We start from the raw sequence: 12,927 nt of genomic DNA on the forward strand, positions 1-12,927 counted from the left end.
TTGCACGTTATTCACCAACCCGTAGCATACCATGACTCCGTCCCCGTATTACGCGATGCTCATACGGACTATAACATATTAACTTACTCTCTTTCCTTGAGGCGAGAGCCAGAAAAAGAATACATGTATATTAATCTGCCGCTATTGTGTGAACGGTTATCAAGGATGTACAGCGCTAAATGCCAAATGATTTAGCACGGCACGAAAAGAAACAGTACAGAAAGATTACATCTTGGGTTCTGTTGAATGACTCATTCTTAGAAAATATTCAATAGCATCGACTATAGCCGTGTCATGCTCAAATCGTCTATCTAACCCCTCAGAAGACATCCCCGTATAAAGGTGCTGGCACAGATCTGAAAATATTTCTTCACTGTTATTCATTAATAACCAACGCAGTGTATTACGCTCAGTAGCCAAGTCCTGCCTACGCAATGTGCGTGGAAGGTCCTTATTAAACTCCACCATCGCATTAGGTACCATACCACCGTCTAAAAATTTGCTTCTATACTGTGGACAGGTTGAGGCTAACCAGTGTTTAAATGGCAGATCCTTAAGGACTAATTGTTCACTTTCACTATCGAGCCCATCAGGACTTATGCCGGTATCAATTTTTAATGTACTTAAACAGGTCGCATCACCATAAAACATATGGATCCATGCGCCTTCAGTGTGGTCTTTATTATTGTCCAAGAAAAATTCTAGCTCAGTCATATTTCTACAAGCGCCCCAAGCAAATTTATTGGTATTATATTTTTGATAGGCCTCAACATCAGAAAAGCGAATCGACATAATTTCCTCTTCTGTGTTTCGTGCCACCAGACCGTTTAAGCGATGAAAATCGATATGACTACGCGTGTCTACACGCACCAAAAGAGTGGGACGTTGTAATTTGATGAGAGGCGAGCCCACATTTGGATTTTCTAAATTACTCAGTTTTTCTCCTGCTTTCTGAGCAGTTGCAACGATTTTCTCTTTAAATAAGGTATAAAGTAATTTTCCGGAATGCATGTGGCCTCTCTTTATAGTTAAACTGTTACGACATAATTTAATGTTGCAGATGAGTATAACTGGCCAAGATTAACCAAAAATTAAGCACCATGTATTTTTTGTTGATTAAATGGCTTTTTTCGTGTTTTTTTTAGCGAAAAGGTATCTTTTCGCTAAAATTTTAAGTTTTATGCAGGTTTAAACCGCATTCATTAGAAAACAGAAATACATCAAAAGATAAAGAAACTACAGGCCTGCAGCATGATCAATACATATTCGTTTTATTGAACTAAATTCATTACAGAATCGCAAGCCCAAGCCGCGCAAAGCCATAATTGGCATAGAGTTGTTGGTAAAAAGTTGTTTAAATCCTTCCATCATTAGAATAATTTGCCAGACCGCATGCTTGCGTTCTCGCTGATATGCTCGAAGCGCTCTCTTTGATGCGGGTACATCCTTAAATCGCTCAGATAAGTTAATCCAGGAAGAGACATCAGCAAGACCAACATTTAAACCCAAACCAGCCAACGGGTGTATGGTGTGCGCGGCATCACCTAAAAGCAGCCAGCGAGTACCGGCATATTGTTTTACATGCCTCATTCGCAAAGGAAACTGATGACGTGCGCTAAGCAATTCCACTTTACCCAAATGTCTGGCAAAGGCTCGGGTTAACTCCAAATTAAACTCTTCCTCACCAAGAGCCATCATTTTCTGAGCACGTATCGGATTTGTTGACCAGACGATAGAACACTGGTGCGGGTTGACCAAGGGTAAAAAAGCCAACGGACCATCCGAATTAAAGACCTGATACGCAGTGCTCAAATGAGGCTTCTCTGTCGCCACCGTCGCAACCAGGGCATTTTGCTCATAGGCCCAGCTGGTTAATTCAATATTTAATTTTTTGCGGGTAGGAGAGTTAGCACCATCGGTCACCATCAGCAATTGTCCATGCCAGGCATCGTTTTGGCTGGAAATCTTAATTCCATTTTCCAGCTCAATTACTTCATCTATAGTTGAATGAGAAAACAAACTGATATTAGGTTCACTGGATATTTTTTGCAGTAGTGCTTGCTTTAAAATCGATTCTTCTATAATTGCACCTAAATTCTGCTCGGCGATAAGGCGCGAATCAAAATCGATATATGCTCCATTTGATGCATCCCAAACATGCATTTGATGGTATGGAGAAACTCGGGAATTATCCAAATACGACCAGACATCCAATTGTTTCAGTAACGATTGAGACGCCTTATTAATTGCATAAACACGCATATCGGTTGCAGTGACATCAACACTTAAAGATCCAGCATCAATAATGGCCACCGAATGTTTACACTGCGCCATGGCAATGGCCGCGGCCAAGCCGACAACTCCTCCACCTACGACTAAAACATCAAATTGATGGCTCATTTTAACTCCCGTTGACTTAAAGCGACTTCACAAACCAAATCAGGCGTAAATCCTCCAAATCCACGTGCATAACGTGCCAATAGGTTTTTTAAGGCAGGTATATTATCAAGTGCAATCAATCCGAGATTGCGAGCCAGACCAACTCCTGGAATACGACTGGTAAACAGGTGAATTAATCCATCGGTTAAGCGAGTTATCACCTGCTGATCATGGCGCCTTAGTTGCAAATACTCATCGAGCATATCCGCATTTAAACCATATTCAGCAATACATTGCGCAAGAGTCGCGACATCTCTTAAACCCAGATTAAATCCTTGACCTGCAACAGGGTGCAAGGTATGAGCGGCGTTCCCCACAAAAACAACTGGCCAGCATGTCTGCTGCGGCATCAGCACCTGTTTTAGCGGGTAGGAAAACCGCTTTCCAATTTTAGCAAAACGGCCTAAACGGTAACCAAATGCCTGCTGCAATTCCTTGATAAAATCACCATCAGGCAATGCCATTAACTTATCCGCCTGTTCAGGCGTCATCGCCCAAACCATGGACATTCGATTATCTTGCATAGGTAATAAAGCAAGCGGGCCGTGAGCCGTAAAACGCTCAAAAGCCTTGTGGGCATGTGGTTTAACCAAACCAATATTTGCAACAAGTGCATGTTGCCCATAACTCTTGGAGTTCATAGGCAGACCACATAATTTACGAACCGCAGACTCCGCGCCATCAGCAGCAACAATCAATTGTGCTTTAATCTGGACATCGCCTGACTCAGTAGAAACAGTAGCAGTGCTCGTCTGAAGATCCAGAGATTTAAGTGTTGCTGGTGCCATTAAGTCATCTTGTTCCAATAACTGATGCAATGCACGATTAATGTATTGCATTTCAATCACATAGCCTAAGGGATTTTGTTTTTCACCGTGCAGGCGCGAGACACCAAAGCGATATTGATCAGAGACATGGATCATGTCGATGTCTGTTGCATGCTTTGTAAGAATGTCCCAGACTCCCAACATGGACAAAATACGCCTGCTGGCAGGTGATAAAGCGATTGAACGAGCATCAAAATCAGGATTCACTTTATCACTAAATGGCCTGGACTCAATCAATAAAGTACTATAGCCCAAACTACGCAAGGCCAGCATTAAGGTAGCACCAGCCAACCCACCACCAATAATCAGAATATCTGTATGTTGATCAACCACGCATTAAAGCCTCAATATCGTCTACATCCACAGGTAACGCTGCAGTGAGCACTTCATGCCCCACGTCAGTCACCACCACATCATCCTCGATTCGTACTCCTATACCCCACCAGCGTTTATCAACCCCTTTCAAACCCGCACTGATGTATAATCCAGGCTCTACAGTTAATACCATGCCAGGCTTTAAAGGACGCCATTCATGATTAATTTTATATTGCCCTGAGTCATGAACATCCAAGCCTAGCCAATGCCCTGAATTATGCATGTAGAAGGTTTTATAAGCTTCTTTTTCAATCAGCTCATCCACATCGCCCTGTAAAATGCCCAATTCGCATAAACCCTCGGTTAAAATACGCACTATTATTTGTTGCACGGCATTCCACGGAAGGCCAGGCTTGATTGCTGCAATACCCGCCTTTTGCGCTTTAAGTACCAGCTCATAAATACTCTTTTGATCTGGAGTAAATGTACCACTTACAGGAAAGGTTCTGGTGATGTCTGCGGCATAATTCTCATATTCTCCTCCAGCATCAATAAGCACCAGATCGCCTTGACGTAAAGACCGATTATTATCGGTATAATGTAAAATACAGGCGTTTTCGCCACTACCCACAATGGGATCGTAAGCCACACTGCGACAGCCATGGCGGCTGAATTCATAAATAAGCTCAGCTTCAAGTTGGTACTCATGTTCCATTTCTCGACAAACCTGCATCGCGCGTTGGTGGGCATGCACCGAGATACTGGCAGCCTTCCGCATCAGTTCCAGTTCAGCATCACTTTTAAACAAACGCATTTCACTAATAATAGGCTCCAGATCGCAAAAGGACTCGGGAGGTTTTATTCCTTTTCTTACTTGTGATTTTAAAATAGTCAAGGCCTCGGTAATTCGCTCTTCCAAGTACGAATTTCTGCCTAATTTAAAGTAAACCGCTCCCTTACCACTTAATAATTGGGGTAATTCGTCTTCAAGGTTGTTAATGGCAAAAGCTGATGTCATTCCTAATTCATTTATTGCACCGTCTTGCCCCAAGCGCTTGCCAGTCCATTGCTCTTCTGCTGGATTACGGGATCTATTAAACAAGATGCTTTGACTGTCAGAACCTGAGGTAATAACCAAAAGTGCATCAGGCTCATTAAATCCCGTAAGATAATAAAAATCACTATCCTGGCGAAAGCGATAATGAGCGTCACCATTGCGCAACAACTCGCCAGCAGCAGGAATAATGGCTACGGAATTTTCAGATAACTGGCTAGCTAATTTTAATCGTCTTGTTTTGTATTCATTGGCCAAAGTAAGCATATATCAATCCTTAAAATTCCCTTTAATTCAACTAATGAGTAGTGCCAGCACCGCCTCGCTCTCGTTCGTTCATAACTAAATCACCATGCAAACGAATTACCGCAAGCCGTGCGTACTCACTAACCTCCATCAATGCCCGCTCATCTTCTTCATCAATATCCAGAGTCTCACAATCCAACTCGGCAAATTCAATAAGATGCTGTAATGCTTCCTGAGCTTCTTCTTCATAAAATTGCTCAAGACCAACACCAGCCATATTTAGTCCTTTAGTAAACCCTTCACACCATTCGCTAAATGCCTGAGCCCGATCCACCAATGACTCATCTTCAGCAGGGAGCAGCATTTCAAACTCAAAATCAAAATTATTTATTTGTTGCTGACTTATTGAAAATACGGAAAACATGGCCAAAAGAGCATGTCGGCTCTCTTCATCTTTTTTATTGTTGAGTAAAGCGCGCAAATAAACTTCACCCTGGCTGTCTGCACCGGCACAGAGATAACCACACATCATCCCATGTAATTCGCTACCTGATATGCTAAGAGCTAAAACAGCGATAGATGCAGCAAAGGCATCATAATCGGGTAAATGCAGGTGGGTATTTTCTACAGACATAATTCATTCATTTCCAAAAATTAATAATGATAACCGATTTACAGCGAGTGTTCACCTATTCATCACGCAGAGGAACGAGAGCCGGCCTATGTACAAAACTAATCGCCATTTTTAATTCGCTTTTTTCAGCGCAGCTGAATGTCTTCTCTGAAAATTTCTTTTGTTTTGCCTTAGAACACCAGTATAAATCCTGAGTTCTACTCACGATTTGCTGGATTCAAGCAAAATTGCTACTATTTAATTAGCACCATGCCCATGCTAAGGAATAATAATGACTAATATTAAATCCTGTAAAGTTAAATTATTAAATAAATCATATGAAATCAAATGTCCAGAAGGCGAAGAAGTCAATTTGTTACTTGCCGCAGAAAAATTAAACGAAAAAATGCAGCTTAATAAAACCAAGTTTAAAAAACTTGATGACTTCCATACGTTGTTACTTGCTGCCCTGGATGTCAGTCATGAACTTATTATCTGTAAAAATGAGCAAGAGCATCAGCGATTACAAGTGACCCAATTCATAACTACGTTAGAAAATAAAATTAATAAAACAGTAGGTGGTGAAGCAGACAACATGCCCCAGACTGACTAAAATAAATCGCTCTGGAATGAGAAATCGGTTTAAAAGGAATTAACCATGAGACGCCAATGGTATCTTGGATTTGGGATAGTATTATTAGCCTTGCTCGCTCTCTTCGCCATGTTACATGACATCAGATGGTTTTTCGGCTTCCTTATCCCTCTTATGGCCTTGTGGATTTATGACCTGTGTCAAAAAAAGCATAGTATCTTACGTAATTTCCCCGTACTGGGCCATGTTCGCTATTTTCTGGAATTTCTTCGTCCGGAAATCCAGCAATATTTTATAGCAACAGATGAAAGCGAACTTCCTTTTAATCGAGAAATTCGCTCTCTGATTTACCAACGATCAAAAAATACTCGCGACACTATCCCTTTCGGTACAGAACGAGACATAACCAGCGTGGGTTATACCTGGGCACTCCATTCACTGGTTCCCAAACACGCAGCGGAAGTAGAAGATCGCATCACGGTCGGAGGGCCTGATTGCAAGAAACCGTATAATGCCTCCAGGCTAAACATTTCTGCCATGAGTTTTGGTTCCTTGTCAGCGAATGCCATAATGGCCCTGAACAAAGGAGCAATGATAGGCAACTTCGCACACAATACTGGTGAAGGCGGTCTAAGCGCATACCATCTACAAGGCGGTGATATTATTTTCCAGATAGGTACCGCCTATTTTGGCTGCCGCGATGATGACGGTAATTTTGATGATAATGAATTCATCAAAGAAGCAAGACGTACTGAAGTTAAAATGATAGAAATTAAACTATCACAAGGAGCGAAACCTTCTCATGGCGGTATACTGCCAGCAGCAAAATTAACCCAGGAAATCGCAACAGTAAGAAAAGTAAAGATGGGAAAAGACGTTTTATCTCCCATAGCCCACACCACCTTTGATACGCCTGTAGGCTTGTTATATTTTGTAAAAAAACTGCGTGATTTATCTGAAGGCAAGCCAATTGGTTTTAAACTATGTCTGGGTCGTCGAGATGAGTTTTTTGCTATTTGCAAAGCCATGCTAAAAACCCAGATTTTTCCTGATTTTATCACCATAGATGGCGCTGAAGGCGGTACGGGCGCGGCTCCGGTCGAATACACCAATTTCGTAGGCACTCCGTTGGAAGCGGGTTTAGTTTTTGTGCACAATGCATTAGTAGGAATTAATGTGCGTGATAAAATCCGCATCATATGTAGTGGAAAAGTAACCAATGGCTTTGATATGGTTACTAGTATTGCTCTGGGCGCTGATATGTGTAACTCCGCTCGAGCAATGATGATGGCAACAGGATGTGTCCAATCAAAACAATGCAATGCCAACACCTGTCCCACGGGAGTAGCAACGCAAAATAAACGTCTGCAATACGGTTTGGTAGTCGATGAAAAAAAACAACAAGTAGCTCACTTCCATAACAATACCATCAAAAGTTTTTTAGAAATGGTAGGCGCTTTGGGGCTGAATAATCCCAGCGACCTGACTCCAGGCCATATTATGAGAAGGGTCAGTGTCAATAAGGTGAAACCGTTTAATGAAATCTATGTATACCTTTCACCAGGGCAACTACTTGGCAGTAATATTCCTGACACATTAAAAAATTTTTGGGAGATGGCTAGCCCGGATAAATTTTAAAGGTAAATGCAAAATTTTATTATGATAATTCGATATAAGAACAATTACTCTGATTATTGAAGTATTACCAATTTATTCTTTGTCCTTAAGGCTTTTTTAAGGTTTATGCACAAAGACGGTGCTATACTTTAATTAACCCGATGGCGAGTGATTTTAGAACCAACACTCACAGCCAGGGGAGCATCCTGTAATTGGCGTTGTGCAAGCCCACCTTAGTAGTGGGAAGCCTGAACCGATTTAACCGCCCCCCACTTGAACCTCAGGGTTCAAAATCGATGGCTATCGGGTTATATCTTCAGTAGTTGTTCTTTCAACAACAGGTATTCGTCCCTTACTTTTGCCGCCATTTCAAATTCCATATTTTTTGCATGCAGATACATTTGCTTTTCCAATACATTGATTTGTTTCACCAATTCCTGTTCGGACCAATGCATGTATTCCGGTATTTTTTCAGCCACTTCCGTTTTTCTCTTGCCAATATAAGCACCTTCCATGATATCAGCAACGGACTTATTAATACCCATAGGTGTAATGCCATGTTCAAGATTAAACGCTTTTTGCTTTTCACGCCGTCGGTCCGTTTCTTCTAAAGCCCGTTGCATGGAGCCAGTGATCTTGTCAGCATAAAGAATGGCTCTCCCCTTAACATTCCGTGCGGCTCGACCAATGGTTTGGATTAATGAACGATCAGAACGTAAAAAGCCTTCTTTATCCGCATCAAGTATGGCCACTAAAGCGACTTCTGGCATATCTAAACCTTCACGTAATAAATTAATACCGACCAACACATCAAATTCACCCAGACGTAAATCACGAATAATTTCCACACGCTCTACAGTGTCCACATCTGAATGCAAATAACGCACTTTAATGCCATGCTCAGTAAGATAATCAGTTAAATCTTCGGCCATACGTTTAGTAAGCGTGGTCACCAGAACCCGTCCCCCTTGTTTGATGACCAGATGGATTTCTGACATCAAATCATCAACCTGAGTCCTTACCGGCCTGATTTCTACTTCGGGATCAACCAAGCCTGTCGGGCGCACAACCTGCTCTGCTGTATTGTCAGAATGTTCTTTCTCATAAGGACCAGGTGTTGCCGAAACATAAATGGTTTGCGGAGAACGCCCTTCAAATTCTTCAAAGCGTAAAGGTCTATTATCTAGCGCTGAGGGCAGGCGAAAACCGTAATTAACCAAATTTTCCTTACGTGCTCTATCCCCTCGGTACATACCGCCAATCTGGGGCACAGTGACATGGGATTCATCAATGATTAACAGCGCCTCTGGAGGTAAATAATCGAATAAGGTAGGAGGAGCTTCTCCACTTTGCCGTAGAGACAGGTAACGTGAATAATTTTCAATGCCGGAACAATAGCCAAGCTCTAGCATCATCTCGATATCAAAACAGGTTCGTTGCTCCAAACGCTGGGCTTCGACTAATTTATTTTGGGAATTAAATTCAGCAAGGCGATGTTGTAATTCATCTTTAACCAATTCCACTGTTTCCAGAATGCGCTCTCGCGGCGTCACATAATGTGTTTTAGGAAAGATGGTTATTCTGGGCAAACGTTGCAGAATTTCTCCCGTTAAAGGATCAAATTTGGCTATATTTTCTATTTCATCATCAAATAACTCAACCCGAACGGCATCTTTTTCTGAATCAGCAGGGAAAATATCAATCACATCCCCATGCACCCGAAACTGGCCACGTTCTAGAGTCAGCATACTGCGCGTGTATTGCATTTCAGCAAGTCGCTTTAAAATTTTGCGTTGTCCGGATTGTTCTCCACGGGAAAGATGTAATACCATACGTAAATAGGAATCGGGATCACCCAGTCCGTAGATTGCAGAAACTGTAGCGACAATGATTGCATCCTTGCGTTCAATTAATGCCTTGGTTGCAGATAAGCGCATCTGCTCAATATGTTCATTAATGGACGAATCTTTTTCTATAAATGTATCAGAAGCAGGAACATAAGCTTCTGGCTGGTAATAATCGTAGTAGGATACAAAATACTCCACTGCATTGTCGGGAAAATAAGCTCTGAATTCACCATAGAGTTGGGCAGCGAGTGTTTTGTTAGGCGCCATAATTAAAGCAGGCCGTTTCATCGCCTGAATAATATGAGCGATACTAAAAGTTTTACCTGAGCCGGTTACCCCTAACAAGGTTTGTTTCGCCAAACCCGAATGCAGGCCATCAAGTAATGAGGCGATAGCGGTTGGTTGATCACCAGCAGGTTGGTAATTTGAGTAAATTTTAAATAAGTCTTTCATATTTTATATTATATGCCATGACACTAATAATTCACAGGAGTAACAAATGGAAATCGCATTGGCGAAGCGTATACAAAAAGTAAAACCGTCACCGACCCTTGCAGTAGCTGCAAAAGCGGCTCAAATGAAAGCCCAAGGGCTTGATATCATCGGTCTAGGTACAGGTGAGCCCGATTTTGACACGCCACAACACATTAAACTAGCTGCGATTGCTGCCATTGAAGCAGGATATACCAAATACACCGCTGTAGACGGTATCCCTGAATTAAAAGAAGCCATTCAAAACAAATTCCAACGCGATAATGGCCTCAATTATCAACAAAATCAAATTCTGGTTTCCGTTGGTGGAAAGCAAAGTTGCTATAATTTATGCCAGGCATTTCTTAATCCAGGAGATGAAGTAATTATTCCCGCACCTTATTGGGTATCCTATCCGGATATGGTGTTACTTGCTGAAGCAGTACCAGTAATCATTGCAACCACCTCTGCCCAATGTTACAAAATTAATGCCCAGCAATTAGAGGCTGCCATTACTCCCAAAACAAAAATGATTTTCTTAAATAGCCCATCAAATCCATCAGGAATTGCTTATTCTTTTGACGAATTAAAAGCATTGGGCAACGTCCTCAAAAAGCATCCCAACATCCTCATTGCCACTGATGATATGTACGAACACATCATCTGGAGCCAACCATTTGCCAATATTCTTAATGCCTGTCCCGAATTATATGACAGAACCATAGTGTTAAACGGAGTTTCCAAAGCTTATGCCATGACCGGATGGCGCATCGGTTACGCGGCAGGCCCGGCAGCACTGATAAATGCCATGAAAACCGTTCAATCGCAATCCACATCAAATCCCTGCTCCATAGCTCAAAGAGCAGCTGTAGCTGCATTAAACGGCAGCAATGACAGTGTCAATGAAATGGTTGCTGCTTTTCATCAAAGACATGATTATGTAGCTGCTCGCTTACAAAGCATTGCAGGAATAGAAGTAATCCCAGCGGATGGTACTTTTTACATTTTCCCCAGCGTTCAGGCTATTATTGAACAACGAGGATACGCCAACGACATCGAATTTTCCGAAAAATTATTAAATGAAGTTGGAGTAGCTCTGGTACCCGGCTCTGCATTCGGAACAGAAGGCTGCATCCGTATTTCCTTCGCTACCGGAATCGATACTTTGAAAGACGCATTAAACCGTTTACAACGTTTTTGCAGTGAATAATAAATATTTTTAAAAATATGCTTGACCAAAGTGCGGAATCGTTTTAAGATTCCGCCTCATTCCCCGGTAGCTCAGTCGGTAGAGCGGATGACTGTTAATCATTAGGTCGGCGGTTCGAGCCCGTCCCGGGGAGCCATACCACATAAGGCTTTCAGCTCGATTCATGAAAACTTCAAGTTTTACGTGTCGAATATGTGTCGAAGTTCGAAGACCAGTAAAGAGCAGATATCTTATCTTGCAAACTATGGTGCCAGCTAATTGATGCGTAAGTTACCTTTAAATTTTGAAGACTTTATTGACGTTGACTACCATTGCCATAAAATTAATAGGTATGCCCTAAAGATAAAAAAAGAGCATGCCCCCATTGCTGATCCAGCTCAATATTTACACTCTCTCTTTGATTTCTTCTTGGATGATATAAAAAACGTTGCCAATGAAATCTATGAAAAGATTCTCCATGAATTAGACAAAGGCTCTATTAAATTTACTAAATCAGAATTAAACACTTGTATCTGTAATGGCTTGCAACGCTTTATTGCACTCTATGAAAATATTATTAAGGGCTATAACTTTGGGGGTATGTTCAGAGAACATGATAAATTTTCTGAGGATCTCACCGCTTTCAAATTTCGTGCCCAACAACAGTCAAAAATACAGAGTGAATCTGTATGTTCTAAACATACCAACTTACTAAAAAAGAAACGCCGTGAAAACTGGAATTCTTGGGCAACGATAATAGCTGCAATAATGAGCACTGCTGGTGTGGCTATTGGTTTCATGAGTTATATCATGGCAAAATCACCAGTTATTCAACCCGAGCCAGTAAAAACCAAGACCAGCACAATCACCATACCAACTGAATTTAAACGATGTAATAAACCTACTAAAAAAATGTTTTCTGAGGCATCACTTTTGTCACAAATATCACTTTTTAATTAAATCATATAAGCAGTCTGTTATATCTTTAAAAGATGTAATATGACATCTACTATTGTGCTCTCATGGTAAGTTCACTTCTACTTTTCAAGACATTAATGTTTCACGGTAATTTTTTAACGCTACTTGAAAGTCCTCAGGCATTTTATCCAAATATTGTTGAATATATGTATCGCAAGTGAGAAGACTGGATAAGTTATTGGCATATTGTAGATTTATACAAGACTTTAAAAGATCAGGGTTATTTTTGACCATTTCTCTTAGCAATTCATTACCGGGCTCATTTGAGCGCAATTCGTCCAACATATTTGGGGGTATTTTTCCTTCAAATTTTATTTTTGCATGTAATTTGTTTTTGATTAATGGGGCTATTGTTTCATTCCAATTTGCATTTGCAGTTTCAAGGGAATGCAACGCTTCTGGCGAAGAAATCTTTTTTAAAATAGCCAATTTTTGGTCAGAAAGTAATTGAAGTTCATTACATCTTTTCTCCCAAAAAATTCTTTCGTCGGCACTCAGTTCTTCATATACTGATTTCAAGGAGGCATCTTCAATCATGTCTAAACATTCTCGATATTGATCAAAAAATTCTATTGCCAATATCCCATGACTTTCTTCCAAATTATCTTTTTCGTTCTCTACTGCGCTAAGTTGTGCTAATAATGACGATAAGTACTGTGAGTGTGAGATATATTGATCTTCATACCAGGGCAAGAGCATCAAAGTTTAAAAACCCATCAATTTTTCTCTATAGTGATCA

The 12,927-nt window shown here is 41.1% G+C and carries 11 protein-coding genes, 1 tRNA gene and 1 other RNA gene; 6 read left to right on the plus strand and 7 right to left on the minus strand.

All coding sequences use genetic code 11. The features are described from left to right. Window positions 1–225 precede the first annotated feature (225 nt). From Q0495_RS06685 to Q0495_RS06705, 5 genes are all read right to left on the minus strand, one after another. Window positions 226–1,011, minus strand: a complete 786-nt coding sequence (locus Q0495_RS06685) for a hypothetical protein (RefSeq protein WP_298624295.1) — start codon at window positions 1,009–1,011, stop codon at window positions 226–228. Between the two features lie 225 nt (window positions 1,012–1,236). Continuing rightward, on the minus strand, window positions 1,237–2,400 hold the full coding sequence (locus tag Q0495_RS06690; RefSeq protein ID WP_298624297.1) for an FAD-dependent monooxygenase: 1,164 nt from the start codon (window positions 2,398–2,400) through the stop codon (window positions 1,237–1,239). Continuing rightward, on the minus strand, window positions 2,397–3,599 hold the full coding sequence (gene ubiH, locus Q0495_RS06695) for a 2-octaprenyl-6-methoxyphenyl hydroxylase (RefSeq protein ID WP_298624299.1): 1,203 nt from the start codon (window positions 3,597–3,599) through the stop codon (window positions 2,397–2,399). The genes Q0495_RS06690 and ubiH overlap by 4 nt, the downstream gene beginning before the upstream one ends. After that, window positions 3,592–4,902, minus strand: a complete 1,311-nt coding sequence (pepP, locus tag Q0495_RS06700) for a Xaa-Pro aminopeptidase (RefSeq protein ID WP_298624301.1) — start codon at window positions 4,900–4,902, stop codon at window positions 3,592–3,594. The genes ubiH and pepP overlap by 8 nt, the downstream gene beginning before the upstream one ends. A gap of 31 nt (window positions 4,903–4,933) precedes the next feature. After that, a complete protein-coding gene (locus Q0495_RS06705; RefSeq protein ID WP_298624302.1) occupies window positions 4,934–5,515 on the minus strand; it encodes a UPF0149 family protein in 582 nt (193 codons plus the stop codon). Window positions 5,516–5,786: 271 nt separating this feature from the next. Between Q0495_RS06705 and Q0495_RS06710 the strand changes: the two genes are divergently transcribed. From Q0495_RS06710 to ssrS, 3 genes are all read left to right on the plus strand, one after another. Then, entirely contained in the window at window positions 5,787–6,107 is a 321-nt protein-coding gene (locus Q0495_RS06710) for a cell division protein ZapA (RefSeq protein ID WP_298624304.1), read from the plus strand. A 45-nt stretch (window positions 6,108–6,152) separates the two neighbouring features. Beyond that, the gene (locus Q0495_RS06715; protein WP_298624306.1) at window positions 6,153–7,724 is read left to right on the plus strand and encodes an FMN-binding glutamate synthase family protein; all 1,572 of its coding nucleotides are present in this window, start codon (window positions 6,153–6,155) and stop codon (window positions 7,722–7,724) included. A gap of 131 nt (window positions 7,725–7,855) precedes the next feature. Then, window positions 7,856–8,017: non-coding RNA, 6S RNA (ssrS, locus tag Q0495_RS06720), on the plus strand. On the opposite strand, the gene uvrB is transcribed toward ssrS, so the two are convergent. Further along, window positions 8,012–10,003: an excinuclease ABC subunit UvrB gene (uvrB, locus tag Q0495_RS06725; RefSeq protein WP_298624308.1), complete on the minus strand. Its 1,992-nt coding sequence runs from the start codon at window positions 10,001–10,003 to the stop codon at window positions 8,012–8,014. The genes ssrS and uvrB overlap by 6 nt on opposite strands. Window positions 10,004–10,049: 46 nt before the next feature. Here uvrB and Q0495_RS06730 point away from each other — a divergent pair, with 46 nt between their 5' ends. The 3 genes from Q0495_RS06730 (at window position 10,050) to Q0495_RS06740 (ending at window position 12,170) form a co-directional block, all read left to right on the plus strand. Further along, window positions 10,050–11,231, plus strand: a complete 1,182-nt coding sequence (locus tag Q0495_RS06730; protein ID WP_298624309.1) for a pyridoxal phosphate-dependent aminotransferase — start codon at window positions 10,050–10,052, stop codon at window positions 11,229–11,231. A gap of 60 nt (window positions 11,232–11,291) precedes the next feature. Beyond that, a tRNA-Asn gene (locus Q0495_RS06735) sits at window positions 11,292–11,367 on the plus strand. A gap of 125 nt (window positions 11,368–11,492) precedes the next feature. Further along, window positions 11,493–12,170, plus strand: coding sequence for a hypothetical protein (locus Q0495_RS06740; RefSeq protein ID WP_298624311.1), 678 nt, complete (start codon window positions 11,493–11,495; stop codon window positions 12,168–12,170). Between the two features lie 84 nt (window positions 12,171–12,254). On the opposite strand, the gene Q0495_RS06745 is transcribed toward Q0495_RS06740, so the two are convergent. Continuing rightward, the gene (locus Q0495_RS06745) at window positions 12,255–12,725 is read right to left on the minus strand and encodes a hypothetical protein (RefSeq protein ID WP_298624312.1); all 471 of its coding nucleotides are present in this window, start codon (window positions 12,723–12,725) and stop codon (window positions 12,255–12,257) included. Window positions 12,726–12,927 lie beyond the last annotated feature (202 nt).

Origin of the sequence: uncultured Legionella sp. (assembly GCF_937871865.1) — a bacterium.
Lineage (GTDB): Bacteria > Pseudomonadota > Gammaproteobacteria > Legionellales > Legionellaceae > Legionella.

Coding starts and splice junctions, on each gene's coding strand:
- Q0495_RS06685 (WP_298624295.1), bottom strand. CDS start 1,011: ATGCATTCCGGAAAATTACTTTATACCTTATTTAAAGAGAAAATCGTT.
- Q0495_RS06690 (WP_298624297.1), bottom strand. CDS start 2,400: ATGAGCCATCAATTTGATGTTTTAGTCGTAGGTGGAGGAGTTGTCGGC.
- pepP (WP_298624301.1), bottom strand. CDS start 4,902: ATGCTTACTTTGGCCAATGAATACAAAACAAGACGATTAAAATTAGCT.
- Q0495_RS06705 (WP_298624302.1), bottom strand. CDS start 5,515: ATGTCTGTAGAAAATACCCACCTGCATTTACCCGATTATGATGCCTTT.
- Q0495_RS06710 (WP_298624304.1), top strand. CDS start 5,787: ATGACTAATATTAAATCCTGTAAAGTTAAATTATTAAATAAATCATAT.
- Q0495_RS06715 (WP_298624306.1), top strand. CDS start 6,153: ATGAGACGCCAATGGTATCTTGGATTTGGGATAGTATTATTAGCCTTG.
- uvrB (WP_298624308.1), bottom strand. CDS start 10,003: ATGAAAGACTTATTTAAAATTTACTCAAATTACCAACCTGCTGGTGAT.
- Q0495_RS06730 (WP_298624309.1), top strand. CDS start 10,050: ATGGAAATCGCATTGGCGAAGCGTATACAAAAAGTAAAACCGTCACCG.
- Q0495_RS06740 (WP_298624311.1), top strand. CDS start 11,493: ATGCGTAAGTTACCTTTAAATTTTGAAGACTTTATTGACGTTGACTAC.
- Q0495_RS06745 (WP_298624312.1), bottom strand. CDS start 12,725: ATGATTGAAGATGCCTCCTTGAAATCAGTATATGAAGAACTGAGTGCC.